General features: G+C 47.4%; 17 protein-coding genes. 7 read left to right on the top strand and 10 right to left on the bottom strand.

All coding sequences use genetic code 11. The features are described from left to right. Window positions 1–16: 16 nt before the first annotated feature. The 4 genes from ACLVWR_RS00805 to ACLVWR_RS00790 form a co-directional block, all read right to left on the bottom strand. Window positions 17–1231: a DUF1688 family protein gene (locus tag ACLVWR_RS00805; RefSeq protein WP_413582067.1), complete on the bottom strand. Its 1215-nt coding sequence runs from the start codon at window positions 1229–1231 to the stop codon at window positions 17–19. Further along, the gene (locus ACLVWR_RS00800) at window positions 1218–2480 is read right to left on the bottom strand and encodes a GTP cyclohydrolase II (protein ID WP_413582066.1); all 1263 of its coding nucleotides are present in this window, start codon (window positions 2478–2480) and stop codon (window positions 1218–1220) included. The genes ACLVWR_RS00805 and ACLVWR_RS00800 overlap by 14 nt, the downstream gene beginning before the upstream one ends. After that, entirely contained in the window at window positions 2480–3955 is a 1476-nt protein-coding gene (gene mmsA / locus ACLVWR_RS00795) for a CoA-acylating methylmalonate-semialdehyde dehydrogenase (protein ID WP_413582065.1), read from the bottom strand. The genes ACLVWR_RS00800 and mmsA overlap by 1 nt, the downstream gene beginning before the upstream one ends. Window positions 3956–4042: 87 nt before the next feature. Further along, complete coding sequence (locus ACLVWR_RS00790) at window positions 4043–4372, bottom strand: DUF1904 domain-containing protein (RefSeq protein WP_413582064.1); 330 nt, start codon at window positions 4370–4372, stop codon at window positions 4043–4045. 109 nt (window positions 4373–4481) lie between these two features. On the opposite strand from ACLVWR_RS00790, the gene ACLVWR_RS00785 reads away from it, so the two are divergent. Beyond that, window positions 4482–5939 carry a cache domain-containing protein gene (locus ACLVWR_RS00785; RefSeq protein WP_413582063.1) on the top strand — a complete coding sequence of 486 codons (1458 nt, stop codon included), beginning with the start codon at window positions 4482–4484 and terminating at the stop codon, window positions 5937–5939. Here ACLVWR_RS00785 and ACLVWR_RS00780 read toward each other — a convergent pair. Continuing rightward, window positions 5936–6484 carry a DUF924 family protein gene (locus tag ACLVWR_RS00780; protein ID WP_413582062.1) on the bottom strand — a complete coding sequence of 183 codons (549 nt, stop codon included), beginning with the start codon at window positions 6482–6484 and terminating at the stop codon, window positions 5936–5938. The two genes, ACLVWR_RS00785 and ACLVWR_RS00780, sit on opposite strands and share 4 nt — an antisense overlap. Before the next feature lie 86 nt (window positions 6485–6570). Here ACLVWR_RS00780 and ACLVWR_RS00775 point away from each other — a divergent pair, with 86 nt between their 5' ends. After that, window positions 6571–7014 carry a DUF2127 domain-containing protein gene (locus ACLVWR_RS00775; RefSeq protein WP_413582061.1) on the top strand — a complete coding sequence of 148 codons (444 nt, stop codon included), beginning with the start codon at window positions 6571–6573 and terminating at the stop codon, window positions 7012–7014. A 78-nt stretch (window positions 7015–7092) separates the two neighbouring features. Here ACLVWR_RS00775 and ACLVWR_RS00770 read toward each other — a convergent pair whose 3' ends face one another. Next, window positions 7093–7530 (bottom strand): hypothetical protein, encoded by a 438-nt coding sequence (locus ACLVWR_RS00770; protein WP_413582060.1) that lies wholly within the window; start codon window positions 7528–7530, stop codon window positions 7093–7095. 219 nt (window positions 7531–7749) lie between these two features. On the opposite strand from ACLVWR_RS00770, the gene ACLVWR_RS00765 reads away from it, so the two are divergent. Genes ACLVWR_RS00765 through ACLVWR_RS00755 form a run of 3 tightly spaced genes read left to right on the top strand, consistent with a single transcriptional unit; the run spans window position 7750 to window position 10723 of the window. Then, window positions 7750–8190 (top strand): MarR family winged helix-turn-helix transcriptional regulator, encoded by a 441-nt coding sequence (locus tag ACLVWR_RS00765; RefSeq protein WP_413582059.1) that lies wholly within the window; start codon window positions 7750–7752, stop codon window positions 8188–8190. Between the two features lie 36 nt (window positions 8191–8226). Beyond that, complete coding sequence (locus tag ACLVWR_RS00760; protein ID WP_413582058.1) at window positions 8227–8979, top strand: hypothetical protein; 753 nt, start codon at window positions 8227–8229, stop codon at window positions 8977–8979. Further along, window positions 8957–10723, top strand: coding sequence for a S8 family serine peptidase (locus ACLVWR_RS00755; protein WP_413582057.1), 1767 nt, complete (start codon window positions 8957–8959; stop codon window positions 10721–10723). The genes ACLVWR_RS00760 and ACLVWR_RS00755 overlap by 23 nt, the downstream gene beginning before the upstream one ends. 30 nt (window positions 10724–10753) lie before the next feature. Here ACLVWR_RS00755 and ACLVWR_RS00750 read toward each other — a convergent pair whose 3' ends face one another. Then, window positions 10754–11071, bottom strand: a complete 318-nt coding sequence (locus ACLVWR_RS00750) for a hypothetical protein (RefSeq protein WP_413582056.1) — start codon at window positions 11069–11071, stop codon at window positions 10754–10756. A 246-nt stretch (window positions 11072–11317) separates the two neighbouring features. On the opposite strand from ACLVWR_RS00750, the gene ACLVWR_RS00745 reads away from it, so the two are divergent. Beyond that, window positions 11318–12031 (top strand): hypothetical protein, encoded by a 714-nt coding sequence (locus tag ACLVWR_RS00745; RefSeq protein ID WP_413582055.1) that lies wholly within the window; start codon window positions 11318–11320, stop codon window positions 12029–12031. Window positions 12032–12380: 349 nt separating this feature from the next. Continuing rightward, the gene (locus ACLVWR_RS00740; protein WP_413582054.1) at window positions 12381–13307 is read left to right on the top strand and encodes an HNH endonuclease; all 927 of its coding nucleotides are present in this window, start codon (window positions 12381–12383) and stop codon (window positions 13305–13307) included. Window positions 13308–13343: 36 nt separating this feature from the next. Here ACLVWR_RS00740 and ACLVWR_RS00735 read toward each other — a convergent pair whose 3' ends face one another. From ACLVWR_RS00735 to ACLVWR_RS00725, 3 genes are read right to left on the bottom strand one after another with little or no spacing between them, the layout of a single operon-like run. Beyond that, entirely contained in the window at window positions 13344–15050 is a 1707-nt protein-coding gene (locus tag ACLVWR_RS00735) for a hypothetical protein (RefSeq protein WP_413582053.1), read from the bottom strand. A 55-nt stretch (window positions 15051–15105) separates the two neighbouring features. Further along, window positions 15106–16632 carry a histidine kinase dimerization/phospho-acceptor domain-containing protein gene (locus ACLVWR_RS00730; RefSeq protein ID WP_413582052.1) on the bottom strand — a complete coding sequence of 509 codons (1527 nt, stop codon included), beginning with the start codon at window positions 16630–16632 and terminating at the stop codon, window positions 15106–15108. Then, window positions 16629–17309, bottom strand: coding sequence for a response regulator transcription factor (locus tag ACLVWR_RS00725; protein WP_413582051.1), 681 nt, complete (start codon window positions 17307–17309; stop codon window positions 16629–16631). The genes ACLVWR_RS00730 and ACLVWR_RS00725 overlap by 4 nt, the downstream gene beginning before the upstream one ends. Between the last annotated feature and the right edge of the window lie 89 nt (window positions 17310–17398).

Raw genomic sequence — 17398 nt, 5'->3', positions numbered from 1 at the left:
AAAACCTCAGAAAAAATTAAAAAACAGTTCCATCACTTTGAATGCGCAGGGGAGGGGATCCGTCGGCGCGTTTGTCTTTGGCCGCTTTGCGACCCGCCCACCAGGTGCCCCCTTCAAGAACTTTTGCCAATGGAAATTCGGTGGAGTCTTTTTTAAGTTCTCGTTGCACAGCCTGGCCAATTCGATCCAGCAAACTCACAGTCAAACCACGCCACTCGATGACGATTTCAGAGTCAGGAGTGTGCGTTTCTTCAGCCTTTGCGGGATCTTTCAAGGTGATCAACCCCAGATCCAACAGCAGACCGCCATTGCGATACTCCGCAAGGCCGGTCAGTTGATCGATGTCCGTCAATTTAAAACCAGCCTCAATCAAAGGTTCCATCAAGGAATAGGTCATCCACTGGGAAAGTTTATGGAACGAAGCCATGCCTCCGGAAATCTTTGGATATTTCCAGGTATCCCCAAGGTTGACGCCATTCATTTGCATGCGCCCCGGCCAAATATCACCCAGTCCATCAAGGACTGCGCGCAAAAGTTGAGGCCCGGTGACGGTTTTGCCATATTTTGCATCCAGGTAGTCAACCATGCTGCCAGGTCGTCCCAACGGAAAAATGTCTTTTTTCTCTGCGACGGCCTTGCCTAAGTTGTGCAAAAGCTGCAGACGTCCCTCGACGCCAACCAGTGGATTCCGAGAGGACACTTGAAATATCTTGCACAGAGCTTCGCGGCTTAAGGTTCTAAGGCCCAGATCGGTCGCCTGAAGCGGTTCATCCAAATCATCAGAAAGATAACCAATAATAAATAAGTAATAGCTGGCAATCCCCAAGCCCTCGGAGCGCTGAAAGATTTTGCCGGTGCTTTCTTCTTTGAAAGACCAGATGTTGCCGGCCCCGGCATCAAGGAGAACAGAAGGAATGACCAAGTCCAATTTAATACGGGCCTGCTCCATCGGATCCAGATGTTGAATGCGCTTACGCAACCAAGAAGCACGATCCACCTGCCCGGCCTTGAAGTGCCCCCAACGAGAATGGAAGGGGATATCAAGTTCCGGATAGTTTTCACGAATGACCTGCAGGACGTAGTTGACCACACCGTTCATCTTTTCTGGATGATAGTTGAAGTGAGTCTGACCTTTTTGCGTCAGCTCCAGGATTTGCTCAGCACTGTGGCGAACGGCTTGTGGAGAGAGAAGAAAATCCACGCCCTCCATTGCATAACTAACGTTGCTCATCGATACCTCTTCCTTGCACCATGGCCAATTCGTGAACGGATTTCTGCATGCCCTGACTAAAGTATCCGGCGGCTTTCTTGGCTTCGATTTCGACCTGGGCATCAGCAGGAATCAGATAGTCTGGAATTGAAATTCGATTCACGACGGAGATGCCACTTTTAACGATGGCATCGTATTTCATGTTGCTCATCGAATGCAGATTGTGAATTTTTGTAATTCCAAAGAAGTTTAGAATATCTGGCATCAACTCCTGGAAACGTGCATCCTCAACTCCCGCCACGCATTCTGTGCGATGGAAATAGGTGGCAGCAGAGTCTCCGCCAACTTGGCGTTTTCGGGCATTGTAAACCAGGAACTTGGTGACTTCGCCCAGGGCACGACCTTCCTTGCGATAGTAGGCGATGATACCAACTCCACCTCGTTGAGCGGTACGGGCCGCATCCTCGATGCCGTAAATCAAATAGGGACGGCATGTGCAAATATCAGATCCAAAAACATCGGAACCATTGCATTCATCATGCACCCGGCAAGTCAGTTCGATTTCGGGATTTGCCAGGTCCTTGGGGTCACCAAAAATATAAACGGTCGTGGAGCCAATGGGTGGCAGCATCACTTTCAAATCAGGGCGTGTCACCAGCTCTGGGAACATGCCGCCAGTTTCCTGAAATAGAATTTTGCGCAAGTTGCCTTCATCGACGTTCAGGCGTTTGGCAATACCGGGCAGGTACCATACCGGTTCAATGGCGACCTTGGTTACTTTGACGTCTTTGCTTTCTGTGATTATTTTGCCGTCAATTTTCAGACGACCTTTTTCCAAGGCCTCAGTGATCTCTGGAATTTGCAGGCGAGCCTGAGTGACGGCAATAGTCGGGCGCACATCGTAGCCACAACCGTATGCTTCCTGAAAATGTGCCGGGATGTCAAAACCCCACGGATCCAGTGACACGATTTTGTCAGGGTCGTACCAAGAAGGAAAAGGCCCGATCTTCACGGGGCTTTCAGTGTTGTGCAAGTCTGGACGATGATTGGTAGAGTAACGACCTTGGGCCACAGACAACGCCCGGTAGACCGTGTAGCTGCCGCTATGTGTGCCGATGGCATTGCGTTTTTTCGAATCCGTCAAAGAGCCCACGACGGGACCGCGTTCCTTGGAGGAATTGGCGCCCCATTTGATCGGCAGGCTTTCTTTAAATACATGGCTGGAGTGAGAAGTTAAGACAACGTGAGGTGATCTTTTCAGTTCATTCATTATGACATCCAATTATTGTCGTGTTGTTGGTCCCATTTGACTGTGACTTTTTTTAAGTTTGACCAAAAATCCAAAGAAGAAGTTCCGGTGATGTCGCCATGACCGAATTTGGATTGATTGATACCGCCGAAAGAGAATGGTTCCCGTGGGACGGGGACTCCCACATTCACTCCGACCATTCCGGTGCTTGCCATAGAAATCACTTTTTCGGCCAATGCGCCGGAAGAAGTGAAAACAGAACAGGCATTGCCCATCAGTGAAGAATTCTCGATTCTCATGGCTTCTGAAATATCTTTACAGCGAACGATACAAAGAACCGGTCCAAAGAGTTCAAGTTTGGAAATTTCCTGATGTGGCGAAACGTAATCCAGAATTGTAGGGCCAATCCAGTTGCCTTGTTCCATACCTGGAGGCGGGGAGGCCTTTCTGCCATCGAGAAGAATTTTTGCACCTTCGGCGACAGCATTTTCAATCTGATCATGCAGGAATTTGACTTGCGCCTTGCTGATGATCGCTCCCATGTCTTTGCCAAGTTCCAGGGAACTTGCACGGTCGATAATTTTTTGAATGTGGTGACGAACCTCACCAACTGCTAGCACAACAGCCGCGGCCATGCAGCGTTGACCTGCGCATCCAGTGAAGGAATCACTGATCCCGATACCGGCAATTTCTGGATTTGCATCGGGAAGCAAGACAATATGATTTTTTGCGCCGCCAAGGGCAAGAATGCGTTTGCCGGCTTTGGTGCCACGCTCGTAGACCGCGCGGGCCACGGGTGTTGAACCGACAAAAGAAAGGGCCTGGACATCCGGGTGATCCAGAAGGGACTGCGCCACCTCGGCTCCGCCTTGCAGCACTTGAAAAATGCCATCTGGAAGACCGGCTTCCTGCAGTGACTGGGCAATCTTCATCGAAGTCAGCGGTGTTTTTTCAGAGGGCTTCCAAATATAGGCATTACCCAGGGCAAGTGCCGTTGGAATTGTCCAGAAGGGAACCATCGCCGGGAAGTTGAAAGGCGTGATGCTGGCCACAACTCCCACAGGCATTCTGCGATACTCACAGCTTACCCCCCGGGAAACTTCCAGTTTTCCGCCGACATCCAGATTTTGCAAAGATGTTGCAAATTCCAGAACCTCGATGCCTTTCATCAAGCCGGCTTTTCCTTCTGTAAAAGTTTTGCCAGACTCTGAACTTTTTAAATGAGAAATTTCATCGATGTCGCGCAATAGAATCTGACGAAGCTGGAATAGAATTTTCGTCCGCTCTTTAATAGGTGTCGCGGCCCATTCTTTCTGAGCTCTGCGTGCGTCTGCAATGGCAGTTTGAATGTCTTCAGGGGAAGATTGGTGAATCTCGCCAATCAAGGCCCCATTGTGCGGGGAGTGAATAGAAATTTTAGAACCCGTTCCAGCTTTGAATTTTCCAGAGACAAAATTCAAAACAGGAATGGGCGAAAGAGGAATCTTAACGCTCATAGTCCGACCTTTATTACGTAAGTTTTAAAGACCTGACTTTATTGAAGAGCGGTAAGAATTATCAAATTAAGAAAGATTCATTAGCAATTAGAAATGACTGCCGTTTTCGTAGTAGTTCTTTTTTTCGAGAGGAATAAAGATCACGGCGATATCATCTTGAGGAAAAAGTGCTTTTACTTTTTCAGTGATGATCATTGCACTTTTATCTTGCACCTCTTGGGACCTTTGAAACCAAAGAACCTCAACGAAGGGATACTCACCACCGCTTTGGCCTTTTGTGAAATATTGTGTGTTGATAAGTTCAAATGAGAAATTGTCCTCACTTGTCTCCATCGCCGGTGCCAGCTGCTGTGGTAAGGTCTGGCTTAAATTCGCAACTTGCTCAGCTTTCATTCCGCGAAAACGCATATGTGGCATATGTATGATCTCCTGAATAGAAAATATGGAACAAACTCAGTTTCGAATCAAGCTTGTTAAGCCCCGGGTGGAAACACCCGATCATTTTAGCGTTAATTTGGAGGCTGAAATGGGTGTACGTATATGGAATGGGCGAAGTTATCGCTATAAAACACTGGCATTGTTGATTGCAGCGCTGGTTCCCCTATGGGCGATTGTGTTGTTTTATTTGATGCCGATGGTTCGCAACAACATGTACGAGGATCGCAAGGTCATGTTACGCAATACCGTTGATCTCGCTTCCAATACAATCCAACGATATTACAAGCAGTTCGAGGATAAGAAGATCACCGAAGAAGAGGCGCAAAAGTTGGCGCTTGCGGCGATCTCCGAGTATCGATATGCCGGCAGTGAATATTTTTGGATCAACGATTTTGGCCCGAATGTGTTGATGCATCCAATTAAGCCAGAGTTGGATGGTAAAGATGCCGGTGGGATCAAGGATCCTAACGGCGTGCATTTGTTCAAAGAGTTTGCGTTGATGGCGCAAACACCTGCGGCAGAAGGTTTCGTGAATTATATGTGGCCGAAACCAGGCTCGCCCGATCCAGTGCCTAAAATAAGTTTCGTCAGACAATTCAAACCTTGGAAATGGGTGGTTGGTACTGGCGTCTATGTGGATGACGTTGAAAAAATGGTCGCCGCAGTGCGCTTGAAAGTCATGATCGGATTCGGTCTGGCTTCGTTCATCGCCTTTGCGGTTTTTGCGATGTTCTCAAATAAATTGATGAAGTTCTTAACCCGTACGGTTGTTGATACCAGCGATGCCAGCAAGCAAGTGAAGGAAGCATCAAACATGCTTTCTAGTGCCGGTCAGAACGTGGCGCAAGGATCCGTCGAGTCGGCTGCAAAAATTGAAGACACGCTGGGTGCGGTACGCACGCTGAGCGAGGTGGTTGGTGCCAATCAGGAGCGTGCAAACCAGGCTGCGAGTCTTGCGCACAGTTCGGAGCAAGGGGCTGCCACAGGCGCTGATGAGATTCGTCGTTTGATGGAATCCATTACGGCCATGTCCAAGATCTCTGAGGAAATCACTTCGGCGATGGACATCATTGATGACATCGCATTTCAGACAAATCTACTGGCCTTGAACGCAGCGGTGGAAGCTGCCCGGGCCGGAGAGCAGGGCCGTGGTTTTGCCGTGGTGGCGGATGCAGTTCGCACGCTTTCGTTAAAATCTGCGGAGGCGGCCAAGGAAGTAAAAGCGGTTGTGACCAGCAACGTGAATCAAACAAGAATTTCCCTGGATCTGGCACAAAAGAGTGATGAAGTCTTAAATGAGATCGTCAGTTCTGTGAAAAAAGTCAGCATCCTGAACAAGGAAATCGCAGATACCACTCGTGACCAAACAGAGGGAATTCAATCCATCTACAAATCGATGGAAGGATTGGAAAGACAAACTCAGGCGTTCTCTGCTGCGGCAGAGGAAACGGCTGCGACTTCAGAAGAAATGTCTGCCCAAGCCAGCAACCTTGAATTGATGGTCAATAATATCGCTGTGGAAGTCGTGGGTAAAAAGGCCGCCTAAAAGGTGGCCGAGCCCGGCATCTTCAAGTAAGCCAGTTCTTCTTTCGTTGAAGGCCGTCCCAATATTTCATTGCGATAGGGGTAGCGGCCGAACCTGTCGATAAGGACCTTGTGTTCCAGTTCATACTCCAGGGAGTTTTCAAGGCCCTGTTGAGAGAATAAACGTACAGCCTCTTGGTGTATCAGATCTGATTCACTGTGCATGAATGGCATATACAGGAAGACTCGTTCGTCACGATCCAGTTTTTGATCGTCCCCGGTTGCAATCGCTTCCTGTGAGAGGGCCAAAGCGAGGCCGTCGTTTTTAAAGGCTTCCGGGGTGTCTCTGAAAATGTTACGAGAGAATTGATCCAGAACAATAACTTCGGCGAGACGCCCGCGAGGCGTTGCTCGCCAGCGAAATGTCTCGCATCGTTCTACTTTTCTGTAGGTTCCCAAAAACTTTTGAAGAATCTCCCGGTCCAGTTCAGGCTTTTTTGCAAACCAGAGTTCGGGATTTAGCTCTTCAAACCAGAAATTGAGAACGCGTGAAGCTTCTGCATCCATGGAATGATAGTACAAATTTTAAAATCAGTTCGCACTTGTGTCGCTTCTTCCTTGTCAAAATACGCGGATACAGGCAGCGTGATGCTATGAGTGGAATTAAATTGATTGCTTCCATCGAGGCCGTCAAAGGCATCGCGGTGCTTTTTGTCAGTATCGGAATTCTAAGTTTGATGGGGCAGGACATTCAAAGAGTGGGTGTTCAGGTCTCCCATTACCTGGGAGTCGAGCACAATCATTTTTATAAATCGATATTCACTGCGCTGAAGGAACACAGTCAGATACTCCGGCAGCTGGCTCTGTTGGCATTGGCGTATTCAGCATTGCGATTTGTCGAGGCCTATGGATTGTGGCATGAACGCAGTTGGGCTGAGTGGTTGGCAATTGTTTCCGGGGGCATTTATCTGCCATTTGAGATCTTGAAGCTGATCGAGGGCTTTGCCTGGTGGAAAGTGGCCATCACGGTAGTGAATGTCCTGATTGTCGCTTACTTGATTTATTTTAAAATTCGCCGGGACCGGCTTTTAAAATGACACGGCCGACCTTATGAGGGTCGGCCCAAAGTATTTGGTTTGAGGGGAACCGCTGACTTTGTTTGTGTCAGCGAGGTCTTAGTTATACCACTGACCTTGGTAGTTTTGTGGATAACATGCCCATTGACCGTAAGAATTGATTTTATAACCGAAGAAAGCCACACCGTTTTGACCGCGGTACTGAGTACAACCCGCCTCTGGCAAGCAAGTTCCATTCACCAGAACATAACCTGATTGACCGTTACAAGTCGGAGTACCAGTCGTTGTCGTCGTTGTTGTGCTATAAGTACCAGCCAAGCACATATTAGTAGAGTAGTCATAACCGAAATTTGCGGCGTAACCCATGCTGGTGCATTGAGCTGTTGGCAAGCAGCCTTTATTAGTTACGTAAGCGTATCCAGTTCCGCAGGAGTTAGCTGCTGTATTAGATGAACCGGAAGAATTGCTCTTAGAGCAATTGGCCAAGAATAATGTCATACCCATCAAAAGAACCGTAAGAATTGTTTTCGTTTTCATATCATCCCTCTTTGTTAAAAAAACGTCTCACTTGGGTAATACTCAAGGTCCGTGCCACCCGGGGCCCCCCAAGGCCTGCGTTTATTTTGATCTGAGTGTCTCGATTTGGAACATCGGCCAAGTTGGACGAAAAATGTTAGACAGTCGTTAGTTCCCCAATTCCACAATCCTGCAACATTTAGGGTCTAGAATTTCTTTATAAGCACTGGAGAAGAATTTATGACAGAGGATATGCAACTACATATATTACTGAGAAAGCTGACGATTGATTTTGAAACGGCCCTGGAGGAGTTCTTTCAGGAGTACAAACTAACCACCACGCGATTCATCATTCTGAACCTTCTTTATAATAGTCCTGATGGAATGACTCCAACAGAGACTGCCAAGGCGGTGGGGGTTACCAATGCGACGATTTCAGCCATCATATCGAATTTGAAACAGATTGGATGGATTGATTCCCGTCAAAAGTTGGGGGACAGTCGCTCTTACAGCATCGTTTTGTCAGACTCAGGTCTGGAACTCATGAATAAAGTCCTGCCAGTTTATAATCAAAACATCAGTCAAATGTGGTCCCAGTTCAGCAGCGATGAGAAACGGAATTTAGGGAACTTAATGACTCGAGTCAGTCAGCTGGTCGGGGTCATGAGCAAGAACAATTAACTCGAGTTATCAAATGGTTATACCGATAAGATACCTATGAAAAAGGGTCTTATTGTTTTAGGAATCGCACTTGTGGCGGCCTTTCTTTTTAGGGAAGGTCAGCGCGAGGGCGTATCGACCCTGGCGAAGAACACCGGTAAGTCCTTGGAAGTTCAAACAGAGAAACTACAAAGCCTGGATAGCAATACCAACGTGAGTGGACAGACTCCGCAACCTGTAACTCCGGCTCCTTCAACAATGCCATTAGCCTCTGTCGAGGCGCCTCAGCAAATGCAGGCTCGGGAAATTGTTTCGCGCGATCAAACGCGACAAGTGCAAAAGTACGCTCAACCGGGTACAGAAGAGTTAAGAAGCAATTCGATTCTTAGAGCTTCGCCCTGGAAAGTATGGACGGGTGTTCGTGCAGTTCCAAAAGTGAATGTGGAGCCGGGCGATGAGGTTGTGGGACTGACATCCGGCTACGCGATCATCAAAGACGGGACGATGTTCGGCGATGATCAAAATTTTTCTTTGAAAAATCCGATGGTGGTTTTTGACGAGAACTCCGGTCGAGTCGGAGTTGTGCCTGGTCGGGTTAAACTGACTTTGAAGGACACCAAGTTCATGACATCCATTCAGAAGGAATACGGCCTGAGTGTGGTGAATCGATTTCCGCATCTGCGACTATTTTTTGTTACTTCGTCGTTGCAGAACTTTGATTTAAGTAAGTTGGTTGCTTTTTTAAAAAAAGACAAACGAGTTGAAAAAGCTGATCTAGAGATTGTGAGTGGCAACCGTGTTAAGAACTAAAAAGATTCTCTCAGCTTTATTGCTTGTATTCAGCAGTGTCACCTTGAGTGTGCTGCTGGTGAATTGCAATGGCGGTGGATTTGAATTGGCTTCTACCTGTTTTAATGACGGTGGAGATCCGCTGTTCCCGTATGCCTGGCATTTGGCCAATTGTGGCCAGCAAGGTGTTTCCAGAAACGGCGGCACCAGTGGCGTGGATTTAAATCTGCGCGCGACGTGGTCTGCAGGAATCTTGGGGAATGGTGTGAAGGTCCGGGTCTCTGACGATGGACTCCAGCACACTCATGAAGACCTGAGTCCAAACTTTCAGACGGTTCTTTTGCGTTCAAGAGACTACACGACGGGAAGTCCCTATGACTTCGCGACAGCGCCGCCAAATGATTGTCCCAACGCAGATCCATCTCTGTCCGAATATGATGATCATGGGACCGCGGTGGCAGGTCTAATTGCGGCGGCCGGTGGCAATGGTGTGGGCGCGCGAGGTGTGGCTCCTAAAGCTCAGTTGAGTATCGCAAATCTTTTAAGCTGTGCTGTCACCCAATCTGACGCCATCATTTTGGATCAAGCGACGGGTACGGACTTCGATGTTCTTAATATGAGCTGGGGAGTGGATCAGAATTCATTGCCGGAAATTTTTGATGATTACGAAACACAACTGCATTATGCGGTGACTAACTATCGCAGTAACAAAGGCGCGATTCTTGTGAAGGCGGCAGGTAACTTCTTTAGGACGGAATGTCATCATACTGCCTCCAATCCGAATACGACCAGTACTTGCGTGGGAAATTCCAACTTGGATGGTGACAACTCCAATCCGTACCAGATTCTAGTGGCTGCACTAAATGCCCAAGGCTATGCTTCCAGCTATTCATCACCCGGTGCAAACATCTGGGTGTCGGGATTCGGAGGGGAGTTTGGCTATACGAACCCGGCGATGGTGACAACCGACCGGACAAGTTGCAGTGATGGATATTCTTTTACCGGGGCCTCCAACACTGTTTCATTCGAAAATGGAACCTCACCTAATAACAATTGTAATTACACCGCGACATTCAACGGAACTTCATCTGCTGCGCCAACGGTTTCAGGGGTGGCGGCGCTTCTTTTGGAAGCGAATCCGAATCTTACGTGGCGGGATGTGAAGTACATTCTTGCAAAAACTGCGGTGCCGATGGATTACGTGACAACGGGTTCCATCCGTCACCCATTGGGAACTTCGGTTCCATCTGGGTACGCTTGGGAATTGCCTTGGCGTACGAACGGTGCTGGCTTCAAATTTCATAATTGGTACGGATTTGGAAAAGTGGACGTGGATGCGGCCGTTTCTATGGCAAGGTCCTATAGCACTTCACTGGGCACATACTTTGAGAGTCCTTGGTTGTCATTTATGGGTTTGAATTCGGATATTCCTGCAGGGAGCATAGCTGGTGCGACCGATACTCGTAGCATAACAGTGGGCACCGACCAGGACGTAAAAATTGAAAGCGTGCAAATTCGTCTTCAGGTCACCCACGCAGATTTATCAAAAGTGGCGATTGAGTTAACTTCGCCTTCCGGCATGCGCAGTATCATAGTAAATATGCACAACTCATTGACCACCGTTGCAAACTATAACAATCAGGTTTTCTTAACGAATGCTTTTTACCAAGAGCGGTCGTCTGGGGTATGGAATATCAAACTGGTCAATGCCAGCGGCACGGGTACTTTGACAAGCTGGGGAATCAAATTCACCGGCGTGAAGTAAAAAAAAAGGCCCCGGAAGGGGCCTTTCGCGTTATTGAACTCCTGCTGATTCGCGTGGAGGTCTTTCTCCTCTACCGGGACCACCAAAGCGAGTCGGTGGTTCAATGCCTTTTTCTTTTAAACAAGCATCCATGGCAGTTCGTTGCTCTTCAGTGGGCGCTGTCGGTCTTTGGCCGGGCTCGGGGCGTTCCATGCCTGCAGCTTCAGCACAGGCTTGAAACGCGGCTCTTTGTTCGGAGCTGGGGCCGCCGCCGCGAGGTCTTTCAGACTGTTGAGCCAGGGCAAAGGATGCTGAGTGCAATGAGATGATGGATACCGCTGTCATCAGGATCTTTTTGGAAATTTTCATAATATCTCCCTTTTTGGACTTTGAAATTAGGGGGCTTTGCGAGTCCCTCAACTCGGGCCCCATGTGTTAATGCTAGGCGGGGAATGTTGAAGGAACGTGGAGATCGCTATTATTTTTGATTTGCTCGACTAACAGGTCTCAAAGTGAGACGTGGAATGACCCGGTATATTGCATGAAATAGCGAATTCTATTTAGGAAATTCCCAAAATTAGCCGATGACGTTAGTGCAGCCCGGGGGGAGAACGTATGAAATCTATTAAAAAAATTCTGGTGGCAAGTGGTACTGTGGTGGCTTTGGCTGCTGTCGCGGTGAGCTTTCAAAACTGTGCTCCGGGTGCTTCTGATGATGGAGCAAGCAATACTGTTGCAGCGGACGGTTATTCTGGTGATATCTACTATCCATCCAGTGGCAGTCCGATTGTTTTGACGGCCGGTCAGAACATCACTCTTAAAATTTCCAAACCTGCCAATCTAAGCGATCTTAGCAGCTATTATTGGGTGATCTATGATACGACGGTTACCGCTGCGTACATAGGAACAATCACTCAAAGTGGAAGTTATTTCTATGTGTCTTTGCAGGTGAAGGCAGATTTAAGCTCGCAAAAAGATCTGCGCATTTATCTGTATAATCCAACCACGAAAACATATCTTGATGGTAACGGGGTTAAAATCAGCCTTCGTCCTTCGGTAAGCAATCCTTATTCTTCAGACTACGTCACAGAGATTTGCAGTTTGAAGCAGAACTCTGCACCTACATTCTCTTTGAACAAGGCCGCAGCGTCTTCTTCAGCTCTTTATATCTTTGATAATGGGGCGGGTGTTGGTAATACATCTTGCAGCATTGGTGGTGTGGCATACAACTGTCTTGCGCCTTCTTCTTGGCCAAGCAATTGGAACTCCTCCACGTTCACAGTTCAGGCATACAACCGTTGCGGTGTTGCGAGAACTGCTACTTTCTAGAGTTTACAAAATTTCTAATTTAAAAGAAGCGAAAGCCCTCGAGAGAGGGCTTTTTTCGTTTCTTGTAAAATGAGCCTGAGTCGCGCAGCCCGGAAAAGCTGTGTCATGTTTTATATGTAACTAAAAATAAATTGACGGCGTTTTCTTCTCTCGTAAATAGGCTGTGCCGATTCAAATATAATTTTACGCGACTGGTGACGTAGGGAGAGTTTTTGATCAATACCGGTGATCCTATGAGCTTCAGCCAAAGTTTAAATGGCATTTGTTTCGGCCAACCTCATTCATAAAAAACCTTAAAAATGCGTTTTAAATATCGTGATATACCTTCTTTCAACAAAGGAGAATCCCGATGAATTTTACACATATTTCAAATCAGGAAGTCTTGAATCGCTTAAAAAAGCTTGCGCACACGGAGCGTAAAATCACACATTTGATTTTGTGGCATCTGGTGGAGGTTGAAAATCGGAAGCTACATTTGGAGTTGGGTTATGCTTCCTTGTTTAAATATTTAACGATGCATTTGAAGTATTCAGAGGACGCTGCTTATCGTCGTATGCAAGCCGCAAAATTATTTAAGAAAGTTCCGACCGTCGAAAAGGCCCTAGAGACTGGCGAGTTGAACTTAACACAACTCCAACAGGTGCAAAAATGCCTTAATCTAGAATCACAAAATGGCAAAATAGTCTCAGTAGAACAAACGGAAAGCATTTTGGTGCAAATTCAGAACAAATCCAGTTTTGAAACTCAAAAAGTTTTGGCGGTTGAATTTAATCTGCCTGCGCAACAATATGAATCATTAAAACCTCAACAGAATGATTCGACTCGTTTAGAAATGACTTTGACAGCAGAACAAATGCGTCAACTTCAAAAGGCTAAAGAATTGTTGTCGCACGTGTTGCCGAATCCATCATGGGCGGAGTTGATTGGCTATTTGGCGCAAGCTCAAATTCAGAAAAGATTGGGAAAGTCCGAAACAGTGGTATCTGAAATGACAGCGAAAACAACAGACATACCAACGAAGCGTAAATCAGTCCGCAAACATATTAAGCTCAGTGTAAAAAGAATGTTACTTCAGAAGTGCAATCACACCTGCGAGTACAGTCATCCAATAGCAGGCCGTTGCCATAGCAAATATCAACTGCAAATAGATCACCGCGTGCCGCTGGCATTAGGGGGAACCGATGAGATTTCAAACTTGCGAGTTTTGTGTCGGCAGCACAACTTAGCCGAAGCTCGGCATGCCCATCTTCCAGGGCCACCGATTCCCAGTCGTTGACGCGGCTTTTCGGTGTTGCCCAGCGACTGGCTCCTTCTATCGGCCGGTTCCCATGATGACCGAGGTTCCTGTAAGTGTCGTAGAACTGTTCGGTGCGGGCACCACTCCCGGGATTGTAATGCCGCTATTATAGGTATTCGTGTACGGCGATGTATATGTATTTAAATAGCTACTGGGTAAAGTGTAACCACTCGACGAAGTCCCCATGATCACACCGCCTGGCAGAGTGGTGGTGGCCGTTGTCAGACCCGTGGGGGAAATATAGCTGTTGCCGGTATTGTAAGTTCCGGTGCCACCATAAACGCCGCTGTAGGATTGCATCATGCTCATTTGATAGTTCAACAAGGCCATTTGCTGTTGCATCGAAGCCATCGCAGAGTATTGCGAGCTCATCCCATTCATGCCGGTCATGCCATACATATTGCTCATACCGTTCATCCCATACATGCCGTTCATTCCGTACATCATCGATGGATTAAGACCCATCATCGAATTCATACCCGACACTCCAGATATTCCATACGGAGATCCCATACCGGTGTAAATTCCGCCACTCATCATTCCATACATGGAGCCCATGCCATTCATACCACTCATCGCTCCCATGGTATTCATGCCACCCATCATCGAGTTGCCGCAGCCAAATCCTCCTTGACCGGAGCCACTGGTCAAGGCTCCGTACATTCCCTGCATCATATAGGGGTATCCAAAGCTCGATTGAGTCGGGTATCCCAAGTTGGCATTGGCGTCTGTGATCATTTCGTTGGTTTTGTAGTTGGCATACATGGAGGCAACACCAGTTGCGACACCAGCCACTAATTCCGCCGTATTTGATTGTGGCTGCTGGTAGTTGTAATTGTTATTTTTAGCCATACATTCTGTGCAGACAGTACCTTCTGTGGATTGGTCCTGGCGTGTATCCTGAATTTCCTCTTGCAGTCGTTCAATCTGGCTGTTTAGATCCTCGATCTCCGTTTGAATTTTTGTGGACTGATGAGAATTGGAGCGATAGCTGGAAATCGCGGATTTGCACTGCGAGGTTCGCGCACTAGAGCCATTGGCGCGGTATTTTGAATTGTCGCAAACTGAGGTGACCACAGCTCCGGATCTGTTGGCATCGCAATATTTATTCCATTCAGTGGTAGAAAAGACTTGAAGCTCCAGCATGTTGTCATTAGCGCCGCGAGTGACATTTTTTTGACGGCGTGGCGGGCGCATGCCCTCACCTTGAGGAGGCATACCGCCGGAAGGCGGCGACATTCTTCCACCTGATGGTGGAGAGGGGCGGTTGCCTTCTTCCGTGATCTCCGTGGATTCTTCATTGGAAAATTCCAAATCTGAATCATCCATGTCGGTGGACACCATTGGTTCGTTTTCACGTTGCTGATTCTCAACCATGTATTCAGAACAGCGGCGGGAGCTGTCCATGTGCGCCATCAGGAAGTCAGCGTACTCTTCGGAAATATTATTATTGATATCTGATTTGGCCCGTTTAAGCTCGCGATCGATTTTTTTCTTTTCAGATTTTTTCTCGGTGATTTCTTGTTTAAGTTCACTGATTTCCAGGCGCAGTTCCTGAATATCATCGGATTCAGAGTTCATGGCCTGGACGGGGCGCTGTTGATAGGAGCAGCCCTGATTAGCACCCCAGTAGCCCGTGCCCATCATCGTGGGACTCATCATTTGTGCCCACGAGGGGAATGTCATCAAAGTGAATATTGCAACGAGGATCCTGGAAAACATAATGCCCGCCTTTGTATATCACCAAGGTAGCGGGCAAGTGTTTAAAGACTGTGGACTAGGACTTAGGAAACCAAAATGAAACACGACCACCGGAATTGATGATGTTCTCAGCTTTTAATTCTCCTCCGTGAAGCTGAATGATCTCTCGCATGATCACGGAGCCAATGCCGACGGAGATTCGTTTGCCAGACGAACCATCGGATAAACTGCGACTGGCTTTTTTGTGACCAAACTCCTTGAGTGAGGATTCTGAAAATCCAGGTCCGTCATCAGTGATGGCAAGATTCAGTTTGGGGCCACCGTTGGTGATGCTAATATGCACCTCTCCCTTGGCAAAGGAGGAGGAGTTTTCAAACGCATTTCTTAACAGGCGGTCCACCAGCTTTGATGAACCCATGACATTTGCCTTGGAGGCATCCAACGTGCTGTCGATTTTAAATTTCAAATTTGGATAACGGTTCTTAAACACCGTCACCTGATCCTGTACGCGTTCCAGTAAGTTGATCTCTTCGGTGCCTGCTGAATATTTTGGTTCGGTGATTTGCGCCAGGAACAACAAATCCTCAACCAGTTTTCCAAAGTATTCCACTTCCGAAAAACACAAGGAGACAATTTCCTGCCGTTTCTCAGGCGCAAGTCGACCTTCTCCGACTTCCAGCGTTTCCAAAAAGGTCTGCAAAGAGGCCAGGGGAGTGCGCAGGTCGTGTGCGAGATCCTGCAAAAGTTGACGGCGGGCCTGATCGGCTTTGCGTAAACTTTCAACCATGCTTTCCACATCGCCTGCCATTTGATTGAAGGCTTGAACCAGTGGTCCCAATTCCTCCAACTTTTTTGTGGGCATACGTGCCGACAGATTGCCATGACGAAGTTCATTCAGAACATGGAAGGCTTCGTTGGCGCGATCGCGATAGCGGGAGAATTGATAGAGCAAGGCCACACCCACTGAGATCAGAGTGAACACAATTAAAAAGCCAATTGTGATGAAGAGTGGGTTTTTACGACTCATGTTTGGTGGCGGTAGAGGAGCTCCTTTGTGCGGTGGTGGCGGCCGCATTTCTCCAGGATGTGGTCCCCTAAAATCACCAGGACCGCCCGGAGGAGGAGGTGGTGGTTGGTCACCCATGGGTGCACCGAAGCCAGGAGGCGGACGAAAACGATGGACGAAGTAGACATCGGCAAACTTCGTTTTTGCGACTTCAATTTTGGGAGGTCCAAAATTGGACTCGCCGAAGCGAACCGATTTATCCTGAGACATGGTCTCAAGATCTGAATCATTCAAAGCTCGCGGTAAAACAATTTCTCCGTTGACCAGGCTTTTTCCTGATTTATCGACGATATCAAAACGCAAAAAGTTATCCGAAGTGTTGCTATCCTGAAGCTTTTTGAAAGCAACAAGGGGATCGTTATCCAGTTGTTGATAAACGTTGCGGAACAAATGGTTGGGAGGTCGCACGAATTGGACTTGGGAGGGTTTGTCCAAATAGGAAACCAGCCACGTCGAGCCAAATGCCATAAAAATAAAAACGATGATGATTGAAACAAAGATAAAATAGTTTCTGCCAAACAAGGAGCGGGTGATCATACCAATTTCTCCAGTCGGTAACCTTGTCCATAGACGGAGTTGATTTTCACATTCTGAATACCGTTCTTGGTAAGTTTGGAACGAATGTGGCTGATATGGGAGTCAACGGTACGGTCAAAGAGTTCTTCTCCCGATGACAAACTGGATATCAGCTTTTCCCGGGAGATAATTGTTTCGGGATTTTCAAAGAAAACACGCAGGATTTCAAACTCACGACGATTTAGATTCACCAGGCTGTCTTCAGTTTTTAGAACCTGTTGATTTTTAATAAGGGTTAAGCCGGCGAAACGCAATAAATCCAAAGTGGGCTTGCGGTCATTGAGTTGATTCTTGATCCGCGCCATGATTTCTTTTTGGCCGAATGGTTTACGGATGTAATCGTTGGCACCATGCTCAAACCCACGAACGACACTTTCCTCATCCGTGCGAGCAGTCAGGAACATGATTGGAGTTTGAATGCCTTCACTGCGCAACCATTCACAGAACTCATAGCCATTTCCGTCCGGAAGGTTTACATCCAGCAAAAATAAATCGATGCCCGGTTGAGTTTTGAAAACCTCACGACCAGCTGCCAAAGATTTGGCCCAATGAACTTGAAATTGATCAAGCTCAAGCTGCATTTGAATTGCTTTGCCCAGGATAGGGTCATCTTCAAGAAGAAAAATTTGTACAGCCATAATCACTCTCTAAGGTATCAAAATATACCCGTACCATTAAGTTCCATTTTGCAGCAGGATTATGGAGTGAGTGTGGAGCTGGACCTTTG

This window comes from Bdellovibrio sp. HCB288 (assembly GCF_047305935.1).
Taxonomy (GTDB): domain Bacteria; phylum Bdellovibrionota; class Bdellovibrionia; order Bdellovibrionales; family Bdellovibrionaceae; genus Bdellovibrio.
The sequence above is the reverse complement of the archived record's forward strand: the minus strand, read 5'-3'. Positions and strand labels throughout refer to the sequence as shown.